This is a genomic window from Paenibacillus nuruki (genome assembly GCF_001721045.1).
Taxonomy (GTDB): Bacteria; Bacillota; Bacilli; order Paenibacillales; family Paenibacillaceae; genus Saccharibacillus; species Saccharibacillus nuruki.
The window spans coordinates 1-24361 of the sequence record NZ_MDER01000081.1 but is presented as its reverse complement, the minus strand read 5'-3'; the positions used below and the strand labels follow the sequence as shown (position 1 = coordinate 24361).

At 33.0% G+C, this 24361-nt stretch carries 20 protein-coding genes; 3 read left to right on the top strand and 17 right to left on the bottom strand.

Annotation, left to right across the window (positions count from 1 at the left end; all coding sequences use genetic code 11):
- A partial coding sequence (locus tag PTI45_RS19865; RefSeq protein ID WP_083243633.1) for an NACHT domain-containing protein occupies nt 1-3335 on the bottom strand: 3335 nt, incomplete at its 3' end.
- 215 nt (nt 3336-3550) lie between these two features.
- Nucleotides 3551-4903: a helix-turn-helix domain-containing protein gene (locus PTI45_RS19860; protein ID WP_069329329.1), complete on the bottom strand. Its 1353-nt coding sequence runs from the start codon at nt 4901-4903 to the stop codon at nt 3551-3553.
- 494 nt (nt 4904-5397) lie between these two features.
- Here PTI45_RS19860 and PTI45_RS19855 point away from each other — a divergent pair, with 494 nt between their 5' ends.
- Complete coding sequence (locus tag PTI45_RS19855; RefSeq protein WP_069329328.1) at nt 5398-6177, top strand: LytR/AlgR family response regulator transcription factor; 780 nt, start codon at nt 5398-5400, stop codon at nt 6175-6177.
- 21 nt (nt 6178-6198) lie between these two features.
- Here the strand turns inward: PTI45_RS19855 and PTI45_RS19850 are convergent, their stop codons facing one another.
- Both PTI45_RS19850 and PTI45_RS19845 read right to left on the bottom strand, forming a co-directional pair.
- Nucleotides 6199-6657 carry a hypothetical protein gene (locus PTI45_RS19850; RefSeq protein WP_069329327.1) on the bottom strand — a complete coding sequence of 153 codons (459 nt, stop codon included), beginning with the start codon at nt 6655-6657 and terminating at the stop codon, nt 6199-6201.
- Nucleotides 6658-6895: 238 nt separating this feature from the next.
- A complete protein-coding gene (locus PTI45_RS19845; protein ID WP_069329326.1) occupies nt 6896-7354 on the bottom strand; it encodes a helix-turn-helix domain-containing protein in 459 nt (152 codons plus the stop codon).
- Between the two features lie 398 nt (nt 7355-7752).
- Between PTI45_RS19845 and PTI45_RS19840 the strand changes: the two genes are divergently transcribed.
- Nucleotides 7753-8373 carry an HD-GYP domain-containing protein gene (locus PTI45_RS19840; protein ID WP_069329325.1) on the top strand — a complete coding sequence of 207 codons (621 nt, stop codon included), beginning with the start codon at nt 7753-7755 and terminating at the stop codon, nt 8371-8373.
- A gap of 177 nt (nt 8374-8550) precedes the next feature.
- On the opposite strand, the gene PTI45_RS19835 is transcribed toward PTI45_RS19840, so the two are convergent.
- The 12 genes from PTI45_RS19835 to PTI45_RS19780 all read right to left on the bottom strand — a co-directional run bounded on the left by PTI45_RS19835 (nt 8551) and on the right by PTI45_RS19780 (nt 20961).
- A complete protein-coding gene (locus PTI45_RS19835; protein ID WP_069329324.1) occupies nt 8551-8811 on the bottom strand; it encodes a hypothetical protein in 261 nt (86 codons plus the stop codon).
- 86 nt (nt 8812-8897) lie between these two features.
- A complete protein-coding gene (locus tag PTI45_RS19830) occupies nt 8898-12455 on the bottom strand; it encodes a DNA topoisomerase 3 (RefSeq protein WP_069329323.1) in 3558 nt (1185 codons plus the stop codon).
- A 172-nt stretch (nt 12456-12627) separates the two neighbouring features.
- Nucleotides 12628-12780 carry a hypothetical protein gene (locus tag PTI45_RS24250; protein ID WP_175425230.1) on the bottom strand — a complete coding sequence of 51 codons (153 nt, stop codon included), beginning with the start codon at nt 12778-12780 and terminating at the stop codon, nt 12628-12630.
- 558 nt (nt 12781-13338) lie between these two features.
- Entirely contained in the window at nt 13339-13935 is a 597-nt protein-coding gene (locus PTI45_RS19820; protein ID WP_069329321.1) for a hypothetical protein, read from the bottom strand.
- Nucleotides 13936-13947: 12 nt separating this feature from the next.
- The gene (locus PTI45_RS19815) at nt 13948-14709 is read right to left on the bottom strand and encodes a hypothetical protein (protein WP_069329320.1); all 762 of its coding nucleotides are present in this window, start codon (nt 14707-14709) and stop codon (nt 13948-13950) included.
- Between the two features lie 11 nt (nt 14710-14720).
- On the bottom strand, nt 14721-15194 hold the full coding sequence (locus tag PTI45_RS19810) for a hypothetical protein (protein ID WP_137226078.1): 474 nt from the start codon (nt 15192-15194) through the stop codon (nt 14721-14723).
- Nucleotides 15187-16257: a transcription termination factor NusA gene (nusA, locus tag PTI45_RS19805; protein WP_069329318.1), complete on the bottom strand. Its 1071-nt coding sequence runs from the start codon at nt 16255-16257 to the stop codon at nt 15187-15189. The genes PTI45_RS19810 and nusA overlap by 8 nt, the downstream gene beginning before the upstream one ends.
- Before the next feature lie 29 nt (nt 16258-16286).
- The gene (locus PTI45_RS19800; protein WP_069329317.1) at nt 16287-16862 is read right to left on the bottom strand and encodes a hypothetical protein; all 576 of its coding nucleotides are present in this window, start codon (nt 16860-16862) and stop codon (nt 16287-16289) included.
- A gap of 203 nt (nt 16863-17065) precedes the next feature.
- Nucleotides 17066-17473, bottom strand: coding sequence for a hypothetical protein (locus PTI45_RS19795; protein ID WP_069329316.1), 408 nt, complete (start codon nt 17471-17473; stop codon nt 17066-17068).
- Nucleotides 17474-17608: 135 nt separating this feature from the next.
- On the bottom strand, nt 17609-18451 hold the full coding sequence (locus PTI45_RS19790) for a hypothetical protein (protein ID WP_175425229.1): 843 nt from the start codon (nt 18449-18451) through the stop codon (nt 17609-17611).
- A gap of 25 nt (nt 18452-18476) precedes the next feature.
- On the bottom strand, nt 18477-19610 hold the full coding sequence (locus PTI45_RS19785; protein WP_069329314.1) for a replication initiator protein A: 1134 nt from the start codon (nt 19608-19610) through the stop codon (nt 18477-18479).
- Nucleotides 19611-19776: 166 nt separating this feature from the next.
- The gene (locus PTI45_RS19780; protein ID WP_069329313.1) at nt 19777-20961 is read right to left on the bottom strand and encodes a hypothetical protein; all 1185 of its coding nucleotides are present in this window, start codon (nt 20959-20961) and stop codon (nt 19777-19779) included.
- Between the two features lie 328 nt (nt 20962-21289).
- On the opposite strand from PTI45_RS19780, the gene PTI45_RS19775 reads away from it, so the two are divergent.
- Nucleotides 21290-23527 (top strand): glycoside hydrolase domain-containing protein, encoded by a 2238-nt coding sequence (locus PTI45_RS19775; protein WP_083243629.1) that lies wholly within the window; start codon nt 21290-21292, stop codon nt 23525-23527.
- 512 nt (nt 23528-24039) lie between these two features.
- Here the strand turns inward: PTI45_RS19775 and PTI45_RS19770 are convergent.
- Nucleotides 24040-24309 (bottom strand): AbiU2 domain-containing protein, encoded by a 270-nt coding sequence (locus PTI45_RS19770; protein WP_175425228.1) that lies wholly within the window; start codon nt 24307-24309, stop codon nt 24040-24042.
- Nucleotides 24310-24361: the final 52 nt, after the last annotated feature.

Genomic DNA, 24361 nt, shown 5'->3' with positions numbered 1-24361 from the left:
TTAAGTTTAAAATCCTTATCATATTTTTTCATAGCAAAAATCCATTGAGAATTTGACATCTTTTGAACAGATTGTGGAATAATTGGTGAAGTAATCTTGTATTCTTCAATTCGTTGAGGGCTATTTTTTATAATTAATTTTTTATATTTCCTTTCAAGTTCCATAAATCGTTTTTTTACATCACGATTTAATTGATCAAATGGAAATGATTTTAAAATAATAAATTGATTTTTATCATACTCTCTAATATAAGATAGTAAAAACTGAAGTTCATTTTTTGATCTTTCTCTTCTAGTATATCCATCAATTTCAAGAGATCTGAAGGGAAAGTGATTTAATACAGTCGTTTGTAGTTTGTCCAATTCATCATTTTTAGCATACGGGATAACAGATTCAATTAAATGCCTACTTTCGTAACATTCATCACCTATTAATAATCTTCGTGGCTCTTCTATTAAAAATTGAATAATCTCTGAATTATATCTTTCCGGAACTTGACGATACACATGAGCTACAACAAATTGAAATGATTCATAGGGCTGGTTGGCTAAAGAAATCATCGTCAATTGGAAATGGTTTGGATCTTGCTTTGATAGTTTTATTAAAGCATTTATAAATTCCTTTTTGATTACGTAATCAAGCTGAACGAGTTGTTGATCATACCAGTCTCTAAAAATTTCATCGCTCAAAAAATTTGTCTTAACGTTGTATATGGATTCGCTAGTAATTTGAGCTATTTCTAAAAACCACTGAATCAAAGTTTCTACAAAATAGTGTAGTGATTCATCAATAATTATAGGAATTGCTTCACTGATCTGATAAGAATCAATCTCGTTTAATTTTTCTTTTAAAGATGGGAAATGTAAATATGCAATAGGATCAAGAAGCTCTTTTTTCTCCTCAAATTCTTTTTTTTCTTTTTTATATTCATATGTTATTTGACTCATAAAATGAAGAAGCATACGACAGGTCATTTTAGAATCAAATCTTGCTAAATGTTGCCAAGAAAAGTGTATAGGGAAATTCTGTAGTTCTTTAAATTTCATTGTTAACATAATAGTTTCTAAAAAATGTCTTGCTTCTAAAGCTTCCCATTGTTCATTTTGTAACATTATTCGCTTAATCAATTCTTTCAAAGAAGGATGTGTAGAATATAGAGGTTTTATAAACTCAATAACTTCATTAGTTTGTAACGTTATCATAGTAGAAAGATAATTTAAAGCTGTGAATTGTTCTTTCGGATCTTTACTCAAAAGGAAGTTATTCAGCGTATGACTATTTTTCCAGTATTCAAACCATCCAATATTAGTTGCTGAAATTTGCAAAAATTTAATCTGGAGACTTTTATCTAAGAATAATCTTTCTAACAACACCTCTTCAAATTCTTTGAGTGTATGGATACTTGAGAGCCAATGGTGCAAATGATCTTTCAAATGGTAACGTAGGTTATCTGAAAATAAAAGTGATTGAAGCTGCATCGCATACATTTTCTCATCTTCTCCATTACGTAGATAAGATAAAATATGAGTTATCTGTGGACGCTGAAATAAGCCTTGAGGAGAGTCTAACAACACCTGATCTAAAGCATATCCTTCATCCAAAAAATTTCTAGCATAACAATAATCGAAAAAAGTTTGGTGAAAAAAACTCAAACTTTCTTTTTCTTCTATAATTATGCCTTCACTTAATAGCCAATCTAAAGCGATAATTAACTTACCACTTTCAAATTGAGTAACTACTGATTTCCTAACTGTTACTTTTTGGTTTTGATTCATTGATTTTGTCATGGAAAATAGAACTTCTGCACGTTCTTGTTCTGAAGGTGCATGTTGATTTTTTTTCATAACTACAGAGTTCCAAACAATTTGATATAGCTCTTGCAAAGTAGAAAATTGATTTAGTTGTGATCTTGAATTATTGTCGTTTACATTGTAAGCCAATATAAAAAGGTTTAAATGTAACGGGATTTTTAATAGTTCCTTTGATTGAGAAGAAAGTTGATGATAATTAAAGCCTATTCTCAGCAAAACAGTTTCAATATCTTTATCAGAAAATGGAGATAAATGAAATTTTTTATTGTTTTCTAAATTGCTAAATCTAGGATCGCTCTCATAATCAAAATTACGACAACTGATCAATATACGGATTTTGGGTATTGCATGTAATCGGAATATTAGATCAAGTGTAAGGTTTAAAGCAGATTCGTCATGTGCCATAGATAATGAGAGTGCATCTAATTGATCAATAATTACAATTAGACCATTATCATTTGAAAAAGTACTAGCTATTTTTTCTAGACTAGTAGGTAAGTCTAATTGCTTTATAACATCTTCAAAAGTGTTTACATTTGTAAGTTGTTGATCTGCCTTTATAGCTATAACATTTTGATTTTTACTTTCTAACTCTAAAAGAACTTCTTGCATTACAACTGTTTTACCTGAACCAGCTTGATCTAATAAAATGCCAATAGAGTTTTGATTTTCATGATCCAGGAGCCATTCTGTTATTTCGTTGGAAGTGCTTCTAGGAAGATATTGATTTATTTTTACTAGTGTATTTTTTTGATACCTTAAAGTTGAACTACAAGCATATATAGAAGAGCGTAATAATTCCAATGGTACTGAATTGGCAATTCTAATGTTATTTTTTTCTAACCAAGGAATCAGACTTTCTCTTGTGTACGATGTACGTCGTTTAGCCTCACGCGATACTTTGCCAACTAAAGATTCAAATAAAAGTTCAACAGTTTGGTTTGAATCTGGCATATAAGTATAAAGCATCAAATCGATATCGACTTCAGAAAATTTCTGAATTAAGATACTCGAAAAAAATCTCCATAATTCTTCTTCATTTTCTCTGAGTTCTTCTGATAAAAATTGTTTTATGTGAGTAAGTAATTTGGTATACGCGACACCTAGACCATTCTTCCATTCATCTACACTTTGAAAGTAATTAGCTCGTGATGCTATAGTTTTAGTTTGTTCAAGAAATGTATGCATTACATCAGTTACCAAACATAATTTATCTATTCCAACTTGAAATTCACTTTTTTTATATTGAAGTTCAAAAGCTACCCAGACTTTTCCCCATTCACTTTTTACATCGGATTTTTTTTCTATAGCTTCTTTTGCTTGAGTATAATGTACAGAACCGTCGTAATGTGTAACTACCATATCGTCTACTTCTTTTGGTGCTTCAACTCGTACTTCAAGAATTCTTTTAGAACTAGAATCTAAAATAGGATTTAACATTTTGCCTATAGTCAATGCTGCAATAGAATTTTGATAAGAAATACCTGCTTGAGTGGTTGGTCCTCCTGGTTCAGCAATTGCCAATTGTATCTCTCCCTTATTTTAAAATAATCTTTAATGAATAATGAGAATAGATTATATAAAATGATGCGTAAATAATTAAAAAATGCTCTGGGTTATCCCAGAGCATTTGTTTTAGGTTCCGAATCCATGTCCCATTGTTGTTAAAATTTCATTTGCTTTGTAGGTTACAAGTACTACAATCATAAGTTTTAAAGAAATTTTATAAAGCTTTTCTTTCATCTGGTGAGAGCCCCTTTACATATGTTGTTAAATTCAATAATTTGCTCTTTAGTAGCATATTCTCTATAACCATTGAATACTAAAACACAATCAAACGCAGTGGTTATATTAGAAATAGTAACCGAATTATGCAAACTCTGCAAAAGTTTTTTTATTCCAGGTGAATGATTATTCGAATTGAATAAGTAAATAGCATATTGGTAGTCTAAATTTGCTTGATGTTGGATCATAAAAAGTTTAGTATATTTTTTGCTCTCATTTTTCTCGACGTAAGTTTTTTGAGAGAATTCTTCATAATCTGCTAATATGTTATCAATATTAAATTTATACTTATTAGCAGCTTCCAGAATATTAGCGATCCCAAACGTCATTTCAGTTGGGTCATTTTTTAAGGAGTCGTAGTAGTCCGGTACAACTGACTCATCCCCCATTTTTAAATGAATTGCTTTCAAGTTAGCCTCCGCAAAATGCGTATAAAGTTCAACCTGCTCTTTTCCTTTTTCATCTAAATCTTTAAACCAACTCAGATCGCGGTATTTTTCATTCCATAAAAGAGCCTTCTCATACTCTTTATAAAATTCAAACATGCTCTCTCTCATAAGATAGCTTTGCCCAAAGTAATAGACAAAGGGACGTGCCGGCAAGAAGTCATCATCTTTATACAATTCCTGGTCATATATAGTTTGAGTAAGAACCCGTAACTCTTCTGAAAGAATATCTACATCTGACCATTTATTTTGTACACCATAAGCATAAGCAAGTGCGACTATACCATCCAGCTTCAAATCTAAGGGTAGTTTCAATCGATAAGGATAAAATTGACTAGCGTATTTAAAGCCCAGTTCAGTGTCATCTTTGTGAATAATAAAAAGACGATAGTAACTGATCGAAAGTCTATCTGAATTAGCGTTAAATTCATACTTAACAACAGAGTTATATAATATACTAGCCGAATCTTTGAATTCTAGGTTATAAAGTTCTTCAGCTATTTCAAAAGCATTCGTGATAAATTTCCTGTCTTCATAGCAAAATTCAATAATTTGGTTGATAAGATCGAGTCGTTTTAAATCAGCACAAGCTAAAATAAATTTACGTGTTCGTCTCATATCAATTTTAGATACTTTGAAATCTTTAAAAAAAGCATCATACAATGCGCCCTTTGGAAAACCTACTACTTCTGTGAGGGAATCTAGCTGCGGAATGGAAAGGATTTTTTTAGAGTTGCGATTGATTGCAGCTGACATATTTCCTCTATTGATATTGGTTTGCTCTGCCAGATCTTTAAGCGTTATCTGTTTTTTTTGTATATATGAACGAATTACATTTTCAATAGACAACTCAATAGTCAATGTACCATTCTCCTTTTTTAGCAATGGCTGGATTTTTAGGACGAAGCTTACTAATTAAGTATAGATTCTAAAAAAAAGATCGTCAATTTATAAATACCTTAAATTTGGAATCACATCTACATAAATCTCTATTTCCTACAAACTATAACTATTATTATCGACTTTTTATAAAAAAAAATTAAAATAACTATCGAGAAACGACATAATTTACAAATACAAGTTGATTTCACAATATATAATATTTTAAATAGCATCAAATCCCTTTATAATGATATCTGCTATTCTAATACTTACAGTTTGATACATATTGCTTTATTTTTGTACCATTACATAATTCATATGTAATCCTACAGTAAAAGGATTTTATGCAAGATAATAAAATAGTCATTATTAATTAACAGTATTTCCTAAAAATTTGCATAGTTTTTAATCAGATAGATTTGGAAATCTAAGAGTATAATCAGGAATATTATTGAATTGAGGACGTGAACAAGTTGGATCAACAAAGATATAAAGTTCTAATCGCAGAAGATGAACCATTCCAACTCTCAGTATTGGAAGAGATAGTTACAGGAGAAGGGTATATTGTTTGTAAAACAGTAAAATCCGGATTAAAACTTATTGAAGAGGCAAAAATACACCAACCGGATATTTTACTACTTGATATAGGATTGCAAAAGTTAGATGGTATATCAGCAGTAAAACAAGTGATAGCAGATGGATCAAATCCGCTATTGCAGCTAATATTTACGACAGGATCAGTAGATACAAAACATCTACTAGCTGGCTTTGAGTTAGATACTATTGATTATATAACTAAGCCGTATGATCCAGAACGATTAAAAAAAGCTTTGGCTAAAGCCAAAGCTCAAATACACATGAATAAAGTTGTTAAATCTTACAGCATTGTGGAAAAACATATGATTCAATTGGTCGTTGATCATCAAGTAAGAATGATCGATGAGAACCAAATAGTATATGTAGAGAGAAACAAATCATCAAGAACTAAATCATTAGTCCATCTTAGTTCTGGACAAGTGATTGAGACTACTTCCAATTTAAAAGAGATTAAGGAAAAAAGTAGCGATGCGATTATTTTTTCTCATCGCAGTTTTTTAATTAATCTAAATTATATCCAGATGATCTGTACAGATGAATTCTCACGTTCGACCAAAAAAGCATTTCAGATAAATCTTCAAGACGTAGAAGAAGATATACCTCTGACCAGAAAAAACTACAATCTAGCTTTAGATCAATTATCTAAATTTATTTAAAATGTGATCTTCTAGAAATTTTTATAATCGTGAATGGTTAACCTGGGTTTGTATAAGAATGTTTCCATTCACTGATCCATCTTCTTGGATTTCATAACCTAACGTAATTTCACCATAATCTATCGGATCAATATTAGTAAGAGTATTTTCAATCAAAATCAGATATGTTTTTAATTTTTTACGATCTAATCCTACTAATTCAGTATTGCTATCTGGATTCTCTTTTTCAACAGCTACGCTTGTCGTAATGCCTAAAGGTATTGAGATCTGATTGTAAGAAATATGAAGTTGATTATTTCGTACAAAGAATTTTCTTTCATGTTTCGCTAAAGTAGCCATCATTTTTGTAGACTCAAAAGCAAGTAGTTCTGCTTTGATTTGCTGAAAAAGTTTTGTATTATTGCTTCCAGCATTTAAGGCTGGAGTTATCATTTGTGCATCCGAACGATTAGGGGTATTTGTAACATCTAAAGTACTCATATTAACATCTCTCCATTAATTTTATAGTTCTTTCTACATGCGCCTAATATAACAAAATATTGGATCCGAATAAATAGAAAATGCTCGAAATGTCCGATTTCCTGTCTGAAATAGGCGTTTTTTGAGTAAAATAATGATTCTCAGGTCTGATTTCCTAAAATCTTGTTCCACACTTTTAGGTTTTGAAACATGATATTTATTTACCAATGGTTAAAATCATTTAATTCTTTCTAAAGCTTCAATTCCCTTGTTCTGTATCATCTAATGAATAATGATTAGGGATTTTATGCATATCTATAAACACTAGAAATTCCCATTTTAAAATTTTCCAACCTTGAGCTACCAGTTTTAAAAAGACTTTTTGACGAGATATGCCTGCTTTGAATTGCATAGTTACGAAATAAACGAGTTCTTCAAGTTCTTCTTGTTTAAGATCATGAAACGCTTTAGGTGGATGTTGTTTAATTAATAATTTCCTTTCTTTTCTCACCTCACTGTCTGATGCTACTATTAAATCATTTACAAGTACTTCGTATTTTTTATCAACACCGTGGATCAGATTTACTTCTGTCATTTTACGTAAGTGGAATTTTACCGTGTTGTAGGCAATACCCGTTTTTTGTTCGATTGTTTTAATCGTTCTTGTATCATCGTTAATGGCATTTAAAATTATTAGTTCAATTTTTTTGATTAACACTACCTCTCACTCCCATATGAAAATAAAAAAAGAGCTAATTGGAAAATTCCAATTAGCTCTTTTAAGCATACAGGAAGCACCTCATCATAGATGATTAGAGGTGCTTCCTCTGTTGTTTATTCATTTAAGTTTATTATGAATAAATACGTTAAATATGTCAATGTAATTTCTGGAAAATAAATCATTATATGCGTTCATAATGATTCTCTTACCATTGGCACATACAAAATAGGTAATTTATACTTTTGCTTTACTTATCAAATCTGTTATACTGAATTATAATATAATACTAACCGTGGAAGCACCACTCTAGCTATGTTTACATAGCTGTGTGGTGCTTTTTTTGCATACAAATAATATATCCATAATAAAATAATATGACTATAAAGGGAGTTAATATGTCTAATATTAGTAGTTCAGAAACCATTGATTCGTTAGCAAAAGCTTTATTTACCAGAGATCCATATACGGCGTTGCATTGCCGTAATGTTCAAAACTATGCTCGTAAAGTAGCACTTAAACTAAACCTTTCTGCTTCTGAGATCCAAAACATTGAAATTGGAGCATTATTACACGATATCGGTAAAATCGGAACGCCTGAAGATATTCTATTAAAGCCAGGTAAATTGTCGGACAAAGAATTTGAATCAATTATGCTTCATCCGACCCAAGGCTATGATATCATTTCGGGTATTCGAGAACTTTGTATTCGAGGAATTGATAAAAGTATTTTACATCATCATGAACGCTTTGATGGTAGTGGTTATCCTTCTGGATTAGTAGGTAATGAAATTCCCCTAGCAGCTCGTATTATTTCGGTATGTGATGCTTTTGATGCGATGACTACATCTAGGAGCTATAGTCCAGCTTTATCTCCTGAAGCAGCGCTAGAACAATTAAAATCGAATGCGGGTACACAGTTTGATGAAACAGTAGTTGATGCCTTTATTAACTGTTACCAAACAAAGGTTATCAAAATTGATAAGGTCATTTTAAATAAAATGGAGATGACTTCATGACAAAGGATCAATAAAAAAAAGATGTATAAACTTATAAAAATAAGTCTATACATCTTTTTTATTATTTTAATTTTTTCATCAAATATTATATAGATATCTTTGTATGCTTACCTATACAATAAATTTGAAATCAAACGATAGATCGAGCGAGTTTTCTTTTAGATTTAAATAAACAGACTATAAAGTTAAATCATATGTTGCCTGCTTAGAGACAAATACATGTAAACGACGACTAACCACATTACTGTAAAAGCAAGAAGCCACTTTAGCTCGATTTCGTAAAGGAATATTAGAAGTTAATGCAGCTCTACACATCAAATACAATTCAGCTAAAATAATATCGCCTTCAGCTTCAGTCATGGAATGCCAATTCACTTGCTCCTGTTCTAGCCCGCATTCTTTCAGAAGCTGCTTGATAACTGCATTGCCGGTAATCATTGAATTCACTCCTTTTATTGGTATTAGTGTCATAACATTATTATTCAATAGCAATAAAAAGAGCGCAAAATTTTAGAGGGGTCATTTTATTCACGATATCGATCACACAGATACGTTACGATGTTTTCGATTTCTTGATCAGAGACATAGGCTGAAACGGCACGAATTTTTGGACCACTTTTTGGTGCATAAAACATATCTCCAGATCCTAATAGTTCTTCTGCTCCACCTTCACCCAAAATCACTCTAGAGTCATGGATACTGGCTACAGAGAATGCAATACGAACGGGTAGGTTGGCTTTGATAATTGGTGAAACCACCTCTTTAGAAGGACGCTGAGTGGCTATAATCAAATGGATACCAGCAGCTCTTGCCATACTTGCTAAAGAAGCAATACTTGATTCCACTTTAGATGCTGAGTTTTCCATTAGATCTCGTAATTCGTCTATAAACACCACAATATACGGCATAGCAGGAAGACTTGGATTGATGAGTCTTTTCTCATTGTAGCTATCTATATTTTTGACTTTAGCTTGATCTAAAAGCTTATAGCGCATATTCATTTCATTCACTAATTTGTCTAAGGCATCTATGCCCTCTTTGGCATCTTTAATGATCGGTCGGTACAAATGAGGAAGATTGGCATACTGACTAAACTCGACTTGCTTAGGATCAATAAAGATAATTTTTAGTTCAGAAGGCGAACACCGAGCAAGTAAACTAATAACAATAGTATTGAGACCTACCGATTTACCTGAGTCGGTTGCTCCAGCTACAAGTAAATGAGGCATCTTAGCAATATTTCCATAAATCACATTTCCCATTTGATCCATACCGATAGGAATAAACAGTTTCAGAAGAGATGTTAAAAATTCTTTCGTATTCAAAAGTGTATTCAGACTCACTACATATGGATTAGGGTTAGGAATTTCAATACCTACATATCTCTCTCCTGGTATAGGTGTATACACCGTAATTTGTTTTGCCTGAAGCGCTAACTGAAAATTATCTTTGTAACGTCTGAAAGAAGAGATATTCAGCCCTTCATCCGGTTCGATTTCGTAGCGAATCACTTTGGGGCCAAAAACGGCTCTAACTACTTTACAGCCAAGTTTCAAATTCAAAGATTCTTTTTCAATCATATTGATGACTTCACGTTGATCGCTAGTGAGTATATTTTTGTGTTTAGATTCTTGGAGTAAATTCAAAGGAAACAACGCCTCAAGTTTAGGAGGACTTTGAAAAGATAATTTCCCTGAATCATTAAAAGTTAAAAAAGCATTGAATGTACCAGCTGGAGCATTTAAAAACCCTTCGATTAACTTGGATTTTCCTTTTGCTAATAAATCAGTAATCGTTTCTGCTTCGATTACAACACCTTTAATTTTCTTACTGATCCGGAAATCGCATAAATTGTCCTCTAGCTGGACACAACCAAAAAAATTACCACGATCAACTACAGGATGACCACACTTTTTACAAGCTCCTAAGCTTTCTGCTGTCCCGGTAGTACTGGTGCTTCTTACTCTAGGGGTTGTCGCTACTGGTGAAGCGACGGTAGCAGATATCGCTTTAGGAGTATTTACTTGAATGGCTACAGGAACTGTCTTCTGAATTTGCTTTTCTGGACTAGCCTTAGTCTGAGAATTAGGTATACTAGGCTTCACCTCTTCAGATTTGGTAGTTTTAGCTGAAGACGTTGGTTTGGATACAGAAGACTGCGGTTTTGGAACCTTAACGGGTTGATTTGTAGTAGACTGCTTTTTATCAATAACTTGCAACTCTGATGGCTCCAATTGCCCGATCCGCTGAGTCGCATCGTATACTAGTTTTTGAGTGAGTTCTTTCGCTCTATCAATAAAGCTGGTATACGTATATTTGCCTTCTCCAATGCCAGACAGATATTCTTCCCACTTAGCTGTTGTTTCAGCAGATGTTAACGGAGAAGCATGACCGATCGCTTTAATTAAAGTTAATGCCTTCGGTGTAGGATAAACTAGATTTTTTTTGACGATAATGTACTCCTGATTGGTTAATCTTTGGATAATAGATGCACGCGTAGCTTCTGTACCTAATCCATTATTTTTTTTCATCACTTTTTTTAGGTTTTTATCAGTAATTGTATTCCCTGCATTTTTCATCAGCGGTATCAAATCACCTTGGGTGTATCGTTTAGGAGGAGATGTCCAACATTCTTTTGCTTCTGTACACGAAGCCAATCCTTGTTCTCCTACAACTACATTCGGTAATACTATATCTTGGTTATCCTGGTCAACGTTCTGAATTACTTTTTTCCATCCAGGTTTAAGTATAATTTTCCCTCTAGTCATGAAAGAAAACTCAACATTATCTTGTTTAATATAAGTAAGAATTGACGTGTGCTGTACTTTTTGATCATCATAGTGTGCAGCGATTAAAGATTTTACAACTAGATCATAAATTAAGCCCTCTTCTTTTGAGAGCTTATTTAAATCGGGTACTAAGGTAGTCGGGATAATAGCATAGTGTTCCCCGATTTTGCTAGAATCTACATAACGCTTGTTCATCAAAATGCTATCTACTGGTAGTGGGAAAAAGGATTGATAAGGTAACAATTTACTCAATTGATCCAGAATTAATGGAAACTGTTCAGCTTCAGACGGATTCACATATTTTGAGTCCGATCGTGGATAACTTTGATAACCTGCATCATATAATTTTTGACAAGCACTCGTGACTTCAGCAGGGCTAAGTTGATATAGCACATTAGCTTTTTTTTGAAGTGTGGAAAGGTCATATAATTGCGGAGCGGGTACACTCTTATCTTCTACAACCATATTCTTAATGACGGCAGGCTTATTTAAACACCACGTAGCAAGTGCTTCTGCTTTGTTTTTTTCTAAAATTCGATCCGTTTCACCAGCAAACCATTTACCTCTATACTCTTTACCATTCATATTAAAATCGGCATATAAATCCCAGTAAGGTGTTGAAACAAATTGATCGATAGCTTGTTCTCGTTCAACAATCAATGACAGCAAAGGAGTCTGTACGCGACCGGTAGAAAAATTAAATTTCTGGCTCTTATCTATTTGAGATTTTTGAAGAAGAAGTGTATATGCTCTAGAAGTATTCATTCCGATTAGCCAATCTGCACAAGCCCGTGCAAAAGCTTCATGGTACAGACTTTTTTTGGCTTCGCCTGCTAACAAATTGCTAAAAGCTTTGACGACAGCATCGGATGTTAAGGAAGATGTCCATAACCGTTTAGTAGGCTTTTTAGAGCCACTTAATAAATAAATATAAGTAAAGATAGCCTCTCCTTCACGACCAGGGTCACAGGCGTTAATAACCTCTGTAAATGAAGGGTTTTTCAAAAGTTTTTGTAGATTTTTGAAGGCAGCTGCTTTCTCTTTTGTAGGCTTTAGCTTGAAAGCTTCGGGCAACATAGGTAATGTTTCTAAGTTCCATGACTTCCAATTCTCATAGTAGTCCTCTGGATCTTGTAAGCTGACCAAGTGACCGGATGCCCATGCAAAATAGGCTCCTTTGGGGAAATGGTCATTTGGCAATACCTCGATATACCCCGTACCTTGAGTTTTCTGGCGAAAAGGAGAAGCTAATCGAACCGCTTGATCCTTTTTCTCAGCAATAATTAATTTCATCTCGACCTCTCCTATGCTAAAAGCAAAAAAAGCACACTTCCTCTAATAGATTAGAGAAAGCGTGCTTCGCTTTGATTAAATTCAATTACATATAATTATACTATTTTTATAAGTTTAAGCAATCTGTCAGTTGTTATAAATCTCAATATTAGGTATATATATCTTCTGATGTTTATTGATTTTTAGGTGAAAGTAATATTGGATTTTCATTACGACCACCGTATTTACGAGGTTGTGCAAAAAGTTGTTTGAAAAAAGAGATATTCATACTTATTATTTGATATTCCTGTTGTCTTTGTTTCTCATTTTCTTCATTGTATTTCATGAGTATTCCTCCAATTTATATTTTATCACTTTTACAAGCAGCCGTTTAATCATATAACATACCAAAATAATCACAAGAAATGCGGAGAAAGTAGCTATAAGCCACATAGTCATATGTTCCGATGTTGAATGAGACATATGATCCAGAAAAATAGGAAAGAGAAGAAGTATAGGAACAAGGGTGAAGGTTTTGAAAGGATAACGAAATGGAACTCCAGTCGATAATCTCATATAAAGAAGAAATGTATATGTTGCGTTAAATAAATGAAATAGTATTAAAAGCAGACTTATAGTAAAGGATTCTTTTTCAATATATGAATAGTAGGCTACAAAAGAGAAAGAAAAAATCATACAAACCAATAAATAGAAGCGTAAATAAGTTCTAATAAACGAATATAAACATAATAACTTTTCTAAATTCATAGGGACTCCTCAAAATAGAGATTTGCGTTCTTATTCTATCAGCAAGATCACAAAACTTTTGGAGTGTAGTGATCAATTGTTGTAAAGCTATCTTTACCTAATAAGCAATTTGATTAGGGCTTATACTTAAACTGTACTAATACTCTAGTCTGATTTTATTTCCTTCGACATGACCTTCATATTCGGTTGCAGCAAGAAAATTGATAACGATAGAAAATATCTCTTGAGAACTGTGTTTTCTTTTTATCGAAAACTGCACAAGTTTATCGGCAATTTTTTCAATCGTAGGTATCGCATCAGCACCATGTACAAGTAAACTAGGGTTGGCATACTTTTTAAATTGAGTTGGTAAAAAAGAAGGATTCGCTTCAACCAAACACATTAAGATATCATGAACATAATGATCAGAATGATTTCTTAAGTAATAAAATAGATTCGGTTTTACAATATATAACTTTCGAATCCATTGTTTAAGTTCGGGAACATTGAAAATTTTTAAATGCACATCTTCGTAGCCTTCAAAAATAATAATCAATGTGGTAACTGTATTTTTTTTCTTCTTTTCTAAAGAATGAATCTTTTTAAGATAAGATTCAATATGCCCTCGTTGCACATCTTGGTGAGAAACTTTAATGATTGTTGCTTTATGAAGATCATCCTGTTGAGCTTCAGACAATTTGAAATCCATATTATATTTTTTAAACAAAGACAGAGTAAAGTTTAATGCTTTCATTTGGATCACCTTTCACTTAGGGCTAGGAAATAATAAGATCAAGTAAGTAGCATATCGTATAATCTCTATTAAGTAATGGAGACTTTGTTGAGCTTCGTAATTGATCGCTAATGTACCTGTCTCTGTAATATGATATAAGTAGGCAGATCTACGATGGTTCGTCCACTCTCCAGCAATAAAATGCTTGTCTTCTTCCATCATTCGTGTGATTTCATAAATGTACTTGTCTCCAGGTTGCCAGAGATGACGTTGACCGATTAAGTCCCACAATTGTTTACCGGTTAGATGGGAGTTAGAAGATTCGCTTAGCATCGATAATATTAAATACGTAGTTAAATGTCTTACATTGACCAACCGATTAAAAATCTTCTTTTCGCTGGGAGTAAGCATCACCGGTGCAGATGGCGTACCCCCACTAATTAAATCATAAAAATGTTGAGCAACTGATTTGATATTAACAATAGACTGTAAAAAGAGGATACGGAAATTCTCTACTTTTTGATGACCTGAAGATGTAATGCGATAGTATTTTTTTGTACCTTGCGTTTCAATAATTTCGATCCAGCCGAAATTTGCCATTTCATCGACTACAGCATACAAATAAGATTGCGCTTTACCACGATTAATATATTGAAGTTCATTTTTAATAGATTGATATATTGCATTTGGAAAATTAGAAGCTACAGCTAATTCTCGAAATACTAACAAATACATAATATTACGTTCACTCAGACCCATTCGTTCCTGTAACGGAACTATATTGTTGGTAGGCATAATACTCTCCTTTAACGTGCAGATTGACTTAGCTTATAACATTCTTGCTGTAAGCTACGCATTTCACGTTTATGCTTCAAGTTTATCATATGGAAAATTACGATATAAATAAAGCAAATCAAGTAAATAGAGTATTCTACAAGATTAGAGTCATTATACAAAGGTACAATTAAGAGCAATGAAGCAACTAGCGCATAGAGAGCACCCACAACTGCTGTTTTCATGAACGTTTGTCGATCTACTTCTTTATCAAAATCTCTTGTTTCTATAATATCTAAAATAAAATTAGCTTTATGTTTGTACAAAAAAGAAGAAACAATGACCTGAAATAAAAGGAAATTACCGAGTACTGATCCGATCTGCGCGAAAAATCCACCAATCCCTTTATTGAATAGCCAGAACAAGCTAATAATCAATGCTGATTTAACCAAGAAAAGACCTACAAACATAAGTTTTTTACTAGATTCAACCCATTGTTTATTCATCATGCGTTAGGTCTGCTACTAGAGCAGAGGTCTCAGAATAAAGATCAATTTTGTACCCAGTTAGTCTTGCAGCAAGCCTAACGTTTTGTCCTTTAATACCAATCGCTAATGTTAACTGGTTTTCATGAACAATCACTCTAGCATTTTCTTCATCTAAGACATCGACTCTGATGACTTGAGCAGGATTTAACGCAGATTGGATATACTGTTCTGGTTCCTCAAACCATTCAATAATATCGAGTTTTTCAGATCCAAGATGACTGATAACTTCTCGAATTAAGGCTCCTTTTGAATCTTTATCGCCCACACAAGCCTCGATTACACGACCGATAAAATCAGGATGAGATGTAGTTACAGCCACTTTAGATCGATATCCAGCTTCACGCGCAATCGATTGAATCTGAATCGCTCCATTTGCAATTCCAGGAATATGGAGTTCTAATATTTTCTTTAAATATCCAGGGTGATTACGAGAAAGAAGAATGTTGCCTTTCTTGGAATGATTCTCAAAACCTACCATGTAAGCAACTACTTCTTGATTCAGAGAAAATTGGTCTGATCGCATAGTTTCGTTTTTAGGAAGAATCGCTTCAGTAGTATCTAATTGAACATAGTAGTTAAATGGGTCTTGGCCAATAATAGTGCCTTTCATAAGAGAGTCATCTTTATCTACATACAGGGATTGTAGATTGTTATTTTGAGCTGCTTTGATTTGTTCTGTTATTACTTGTTTAGCCACGTTGATAGCCATTCTTCCAAAATTAGCAGGTTCTATTTCTACTTCAATGTAGTCATCTAATTCGCAAATAGGATTAATCGAACGAGCTTCATCAATAGTAATTTCTAAACGCTCATCTAGGATTTCATCCACAACTAGTTTTTTGAGAACTATTCGTATAGTTCCAGTAACAGAGTCGATAACGATCTCTACATTCGCATCCGTATTATATTTTTTCTTGTAACTAGCTAGTAATGCTTTTTCAATCGCTTTTATTAAATGTAGTTTTGAAATATTATGCTCCTGCTCTAGTGTAGACAGTGCATTTATAAAAGTCGGGTTCATTATGGGTCTCCTCATAGTCGGAATAATAGTTAATCGTTGTTAGCAACATGCGAAATGATCATTGGAAATTGATCTGTCAAATGAATAACATAAGTTATGGAATTGCTTAATGTTCCGATATTATCTTTTTTTCTTTCAATGTAAGATACTTTATCAGCATCATAAATAACTTCTTCTGGATATATTTCGTACCAATCTAATACTTTTTTCTTGGTTAATCCAATTAAATAATAATCTCTATATCCATATTGATAGTGAATATATTGAATCTGTTTGATTTCGACTTTATCGCCTACATCCATAAATGAATCAATAACTTCTTCGGTATCTGAAGGAATAACCGGTGAAGGATCAACCGGTTCTTTTATCGCAGTTGCTTCTATTTTAGAAGATAGCAGGGTAGTTGCTGTGGAAAACATAGCAACACCAGCCCAAATAATGCCTAAAATAGCTCCTATAAGGACTACACCAAATAGGGTCGAATAAATCCTATACTTTATATCTTCATTTATCGAACCGTTTCTTTCATGAGAAGTTTTTCTACTTTCTTCTGTTAAAAGAGATGACTTTGAAACACGAGCAGGCTTATTTAAGTTAATTTTCATAATATCCTTTCTTTGCAGACACTCCGTTAATAGGAAATACACTTAAATATTGAAAAAGGGAACTTTACATCTTCTTTGCTACGATAACAAGCGCTAAATTTAGAATTAGCATGTATGCTGCAAGCCAATGTTTTTTAATTCCTATGAACGGGTTGTATGTTGTTTTTAGAGTGGCTATTTCGATGGTCGACCAGATAAAAATACTAATACCAACCTCTATTTACTTTGTGTATCATTTGAGTGTAGTTGGCTTTTATGTTTTCTTTTTCAGTAGCTAATTCTTTCAAAATATATTTAGATTGTAGCTTTCCGTTTAAAAATGAATTCCACATTTCGGCATGTTTGAGATCAAGACGATCAATGTAATTGTAATGGTCGTCGTGAACCATATTTAAAATAACTTCAAATGAAGAATTATTTTTGATAAACAAATGCAAATTGGCTTCGAACCAAGTATACGTTGCTAATTTTTCTTCTGTTTTTAATAAGTTTTGATGAAGTTCCTCCCTTTTTTGATCTCTATAACACTTATATAAAAAGAAACATAAATAGCCTAAACCAACTACACCTGAAGTTATCAATAAAAAGAACACGATAAGTTTCAACAGCAATATTCTTCACCACCTTTTTTGTTTAAAAACAAAAAAAGCACGCAACTAACCTGATGGTTAGATGCGTGCTTCGCATAATTTGTTATTGGATTACCTTAATAGTAGCATGATTCTAATATCGCTACAACAGAAATTTTAATACTGTTTGTAAATTTCGTTATCCTGCAAAAATCCATTTTTCGCATAAAATGCTCGTACATCTTCTATATCTACATTATCCGTTTGTCCCACTCTGCCTACAATTCGTTTTTTGAATTTATAAGCATCAAACGTTTTGAGAAAGTGATCAAAATCAATACGTCGGTCATTAGGATCTGGATAATATTCATAGTAGAGAGCTTTATTTTGTGCATGAATACTTTCCTCAAATAAATGGAGCAAATTCTCTAGGGATTCCAAAAGAATAGAACCATGCCCTATCCTACGCTTAACCGAATGCAGAACACCCAAATTTAATATGCCACTTCGACTATAACTTAGCGTTAATCGTGAAGGCACTTTTTCTTGTGCTGTTCCATAATGCAGATATACTCCCTCATAACGTGGATAGTAAAATAAATTAGCCTTATTGCAAGTAACCAATACTAAATAATCAAGACGATCCATTGCAGGATACATATATATACTATCGACGCAATCATCTTCATATCTGGATACTACCGACTCTATTACACCATTTATTTTATACACTTTTAATAAAGAATGAATACATTGTCCGTATAATGTGCCCGGATGTACAATCTTCCATTGCCTACGATAAAACTCCGAATAAAACTCATAAGCATTTAATCCAAACTGTGGATCTAGCTTCCTCAAATTCATAATTTTATCCAATTCCATACTTTCTAGAATGCTGTAATGATGTTTAATCATAGTAGCCATTTTAAAATGATGTTCATTGATATCTTTTGTGCTTACAGAATCATATTCTTGATGAATCTTTCGCCATTTTTTGAATAGTTTTATCAATTCAAACACATCCTATATCGGGGTTGAAAGGACACTATTTTAAATCTAAAGAGATTTGTTCGATTTTTTGATCACTATGATGAGCCAATTTAGTAGATTTTAATAGTAATGATGAAGGGTTGATAATTAGAGTCACATTTTGGGCTTCATCTTGATGCAGTTTGTAACTATTCAGTAGCGTTAGCTCCACCATATTATCACAAGCAGCCTTCACTATTTCTATTTTTTTGGCAGGTCGATTTGCTTTGATGCCCATTAATTCGCATATTTCATCAATACGCCAGCTTGTAATACCCTGTTCCACTTGAGATGGGAAAAATAAATATAGATTTTGTGCTGTATTTGTATTCAAGTCTTCCAGTATAGCCAAACTTAAGTAAGCGATAGCTCCTGATTTAAGCGATTTATAAACAGCATCCGAGAATGTTACTTTAAATGAGGAATTAGGATCACTCTTACCGATCGCTTGCAGAATAGTGATACGATCAATGGTTTCTAAGATTCCTTTTTCATGAGCATAAATGAACTCAAATTTACTATCCTGCAAAGCTTCTAAAGAAGACCAAATTTCTTTATATGTTTTTCCGCTCGTGTCTCGATTAATAGCTTTTGCTAAAGAATAAATTGTAAATTCAAATGATTTTTGCTTATCATGCTGTTCCCATAACTTATGGATTCCAATGAGCACTTTCGCATCTTGAAGCGTGAGCTCCTTTTGAGAAGGATGATAGATACGCGTTCTTCGATTATCCCTCACTAAATTATCTTCACTTACAACGACATTCTTTGCCATTTTAGTAGAAACTGAGCTAATTCCACTATCTGAGAAGACATGTCCATACGGAAATGATGGATGCGAATAATAAGTTTTGATACGCATCTGCTGGGCTTCCTCATAGATCAAGTTAGTGATCTTCAATTTCTGAATTTGTTTATTAATTTCCATTTTTTCATCTTCAGTTATACTAGGTTCTAGAAGTTTCATATTTAGAGCAACTTCTTTTTTTGAGTTTTCAAATATATATTTGGCTGTCTCACTTTTTGTTTTAGTTTTAAATTCGTCAGCTGCTTCAGCAATCAATTTCTGGACTGCTAAATCTACAATCGATAGATTCAGAGACATGATCTTACTTAAATGCTGATCGATGCTTTGTTTCTTAGAGGCCATCTTTAACACTCCTTTATCAGGTACAACTATCTTCTAAATTAATTCTATAGTAGTTTACCTATTATGCAAATAAATCAGTACAAGATTATGTGAGTTTACGGATTATAATGTTCTTTAACTAACTCAAAAAGAGCCCTTCTATTTGGTTAAGAAGGACTCTTTTTTATTATTTCACTTCATATTTTTTAAGTATATTTTCAAAACCGCTATAAAAGACATTATTATTACCGCTATAATAGTCTTCTTCAGGCTCTACAGAAAACTCATACTTGGCTTTTAAATTATTGTCATTCAAACTTGTAATCTTCGTACTATCGTGAATCAAAATGCTTTCTTTATTAGGCGAAATACTTATAGGAGTAAACCGTTTTGTATTCGATAATTTATGATTCTTTCTATTCCCTTGTTTATCATAGAAAGAAATGTAATTCCCCATGTCTAGAATTAATTTAGATTTTGAATGAGTTAACTGCTTTAACTGTCTGTACGTTAAGCTTTTCTTCCATAGTGTTTTTCCTGCATCATTTAAGGCGTAGATCAACTCTATTTTTTTCTTGCTGTTTGTACTATAGATATAAATAGTGCCATCATCTGTAACTTCAGGAGAAATCGTAAAATTCAGTCCAGGAGTAAACCGATAAAGTAAATCTAATGACTCGCTATACACTCTTACTGGTACAGAATAGTCTTTATTGTTTGTTGAATAGCCATCGACTGTAATGATCTTTCCCCCTTCAGCCGTCTCCAAAAACCCATTTAAGATTTTAGATTTTATTAATTTTCCTTGTTGGTCATAAATATAGGCTTTTGTTAAATGTTTCCCTGGATTACCTCCCAGATCGATAATCACCATAAGACTACTATTTTTCAATTCATAGATTCTTGCATTTTTTGAAGATTCTATAAATGAATGTGCCCATAGCTGTTTACCTGAAGGGTCAATAGCCACAATCGATCTTTTCCAAGTCCCCTTGCTAACGTGTGAGGGTTTTAACCAAAATGTATTTCCGTTCGTAGTCGTCAGAAAGGAATAAGATGAGCCAAAAAGATCCATGGTAGTAGCTTTAAATGAATAGATAGATGATCCATTAGAACTTTTCAACGAATTCCACGGTCTGTCATCTCCATTATCTGTTTGAACAAATGTAGATTTATTTGCTTCAAATACAGTTGCTACATAATCACCTACAGGAAATGTTTTTTCCCAAGTTGATGCAGGTAATTCTTTAGAGGTACTCGCTTCACTTTGTTTTGAATACATAAATAATGTTAAACAACATAACAAAACCAGACTGTGAATCCATAAGATTTTTTTTACAGCGATGACTACATTAATTTCTTTCTTTACCATGCCATACTCCCCTTTATTCATATACAGATCAAAATAGTCGAACCTTTTTAATGTAAACCAAATTATTCAATTAATCTATCCATAAATAAAATTATAAATTTCGTAAACAAGCAGACTCCAAATAAATTTTAATAATGTGTTGTATTTTTAGACTCTAATTTTCCTTTATTAATGAACACCTTTTTCAATTCATTATAAGGAGGTTAGAAACGAACTACTGTTAATAGGTACATTCTTTATTTAAAAATGAACAGATGGATTGTCTTTTTTGAATTTGTCGGCTACTGATCAAGCGAACTAACTAAAATTAAAAAGCGAGGTTATAATCATGGATGAAATGGTATTAAAAGTACAACAATGGGCAAACAAAACGTATACAGGAAGAAATGGTTATATAAAAATTAACGAAGACGGTCAAACAGGGTGGGGAACGATTCGTGCGTTGATTCGAGGATTACAACTTGAAATCGGTATTCCTGATCCTACCGGTTCTTTTGGACCTGCTACCACTGATGCATGCCCTACTCTTTCAAGTAATTCCGATTACACGAATGGATCAATTTCCAATCAAATTCGTATCCTTCAAGGGGCGATGTATTGCAAAGGATACAATCCTACCGGTTTTACCGGAATTTATGGGGATGGTACAAAAGCAGCTATCGCACGTTTCCAAAAAGATGCAGGTTTAAGAAATGTAGATGGGGTTGCCTCTCCTATGATCATCAAAGCACTTTTAAATATGGATGCTTTTATCAATGTTGGTGACGATAAAATTCGAACCATCCAGCAAAACCTTAATCGGGACTATTACCAACTTTTATTTAAACCGCTAGGATTGATCCCGTGTGACGGTCGCTATGCACGTTCAACTAATAAAGCATTAATTTACGCTTTACAATCAGAACAAGGTTCAGGATCTCCAGATGGATCTTTTGGTTCAACGACCAAGTCACTATGCCCTACTCTTAATGTAGGTAGCACAAAAACGAAGTTCGTAGCTATTATTCAATATGCTCTTTATTTAAACAATTACGATCCTGGTCGCTTTGATGGTATTTATGATGAAGGCGTTAAAAGTGCTGTACGAAATTTTCAAAGCTTCACTAAATTAACCGCCGATGGGGTGGCAGGTAAACAAACTTGGGCTTCTTTATTGGTTAGTACCGGAGATAATACACGTAAAGGGACAGCTTGTGATTGTATTACAACAATTACACCCGCACGAGCTCAAACATTAAAACAAAATGGATATACAGCAGTTGGTCGCTACTTGACTGAAGTGAAAATCCCTAAAAAAATTAAGCCGGGTGAACTAGATACGATCTTTGCAGCGGGCTTGCGTGTTTTCCCTATCTGTCAGTCAGCGGGTAATAGTTTAAGCTACTTCACTCCAGAACAAGGAAGTAACGATGCTCGTACAGGGCTTGTTGCAGCTAATGGCTTTGGCTTCGAGAAAGGAACCGTCATTTATTTCGCTGTCGATTATGATGCTGTCGATGAAGAAGTTACAAGTCATATTCTACCTTACTTTCAAGCACTATCTAATAAGATGGTAGCATTAGGTAGTATGTATAAGATTGGAGTTTATGGTCCTCGAAATATCTGTAGCCGTGTTTCTCAAGCTGGATATGCGGTAAATAGTTTTGTTAGTGATATGTCTACTGGTTTTAGTGGGAATCTGGGTTACAATCTTCCTATCAATTGGGCTTTTGATCAGATCTCAACTATTTTCATTGGTAGTGGTGAAGGCGCTATAGAAATAGATAATAATATTATGTCTGGTAGAGATCTAGGTGTAAGTAAAGTATCTACTCCTATAGAACTTGCATTAGATGATGTAGAACTTCCAACTGAATACAAGGATTTAGTTATGAAAGAAGCTAGTGACAAAGTAGACGAACTTCTTACTACTATTCAACGTGCAAAAAGTGTTCGTACGCCACAAGAAGCTGCACAAATTGTAATTAGCTTAGATGAATATATTACTGAACAAAGTCGCCGCTTTAGTATTCGTAAAGCTCTTATTCAATCTGTACTGCTTCGAGAACTTAGCACTGAAGGACAAGATGATACCGTTTCTGATGCTCTTGTGATATCGTATTATGCATACAAAAATTCGTTTGAGTTTTGGGATAATCTACCACCAATTACAAAAGCATTTACCCCTGCTCCAACTCTTCCAGCCTTTGCACGACCTGATGCAAGTACTGGTATTGGTCAAATTTTTGCAAGTACTGCAATCGATTCCATTAACTATGCTATATCCGAGGGCTTAATTACAGGTAATCCTTATGATTATGAGAAATGGAAAGAAGTCGAATACATTTGGAATAAGTTACACAATGATAAACAATTTAGTATTGAGACGTGTGCATTAGTTCTTATTCGAGCAGCTAATTTAATCGGTTTACCTTCAAAGCATTATGGTTATAGTGGTACTGAAATCAAGGATATTATTACACGCTACAACGGTAAGGGAGAGGAAGCTTTAGCTTATAGTGATGTAGTGTATCAGTTCTACCCTATTCTAGAAAAATACAATAAGTTAGCAAGAGAAAAAAATTAATTATTTACAAATGAGGTTATGTCATTGAACATGAATCGTACCCTTTTTAAAAGTCTTCTTTTTACATCGTGTATATTAATTCAAATTATTCTAAGTTTCCTTTGGCATTATGTAGTAAGTTTTACAGCTGTGACCGTGTACTATATTGGCTATTTTCTTGGCAACTATTATGCCCCCGATATTCGCGGTGATGAAAATTTGTTTGTACTTTTTCTTTTTATCAACTTATTCTTTATCGTTTTGTTTCTTGGATTCATTTTTCTCAGTTATTGGTTTTTACCTAAACGTTCTCAAATGCCTATTATTCTATTTTGGATAGTCAATTTAATCACTGTATTGATTTCTTATGTTTTATTTTTAAAATAGGTCTTAGTAGAAATATAATACCAGTAATAGTTAAAGAACTCTGCACAAAAAAGGAACAATTGACTTAAATCAATTGTTCCTTTTTTTGAAATTTAAATTACGTTTTGTAATTAAGTTTACTTTAATTGTACTATTAACAGCACTACTTAATTATTTTCAAGATGTTGATTAAAGACCATAAACAATTTATCAACGTCATGTTCAATCTGAAAATCCTCAAAGAAGTGGATAATTCTGAATAATTTAGAAGAATAGAAATTTAATATTTCTGCTGAAGTTTTTAAAAGTTTTGGTAAATCTCCAACAAGCATTGGAGCATGTTCTGCTAAATTAATACGATTTTTATCCAAAAAATATTTCTTATCCGGATGAGCAAAGTGTTTATCTCTCCAAATTAATAAGTTATTTATGAGCACTTCTTGATTTTGATAGTCTATTTTATTTTAAGCTAACTTATCTTTCACTGTT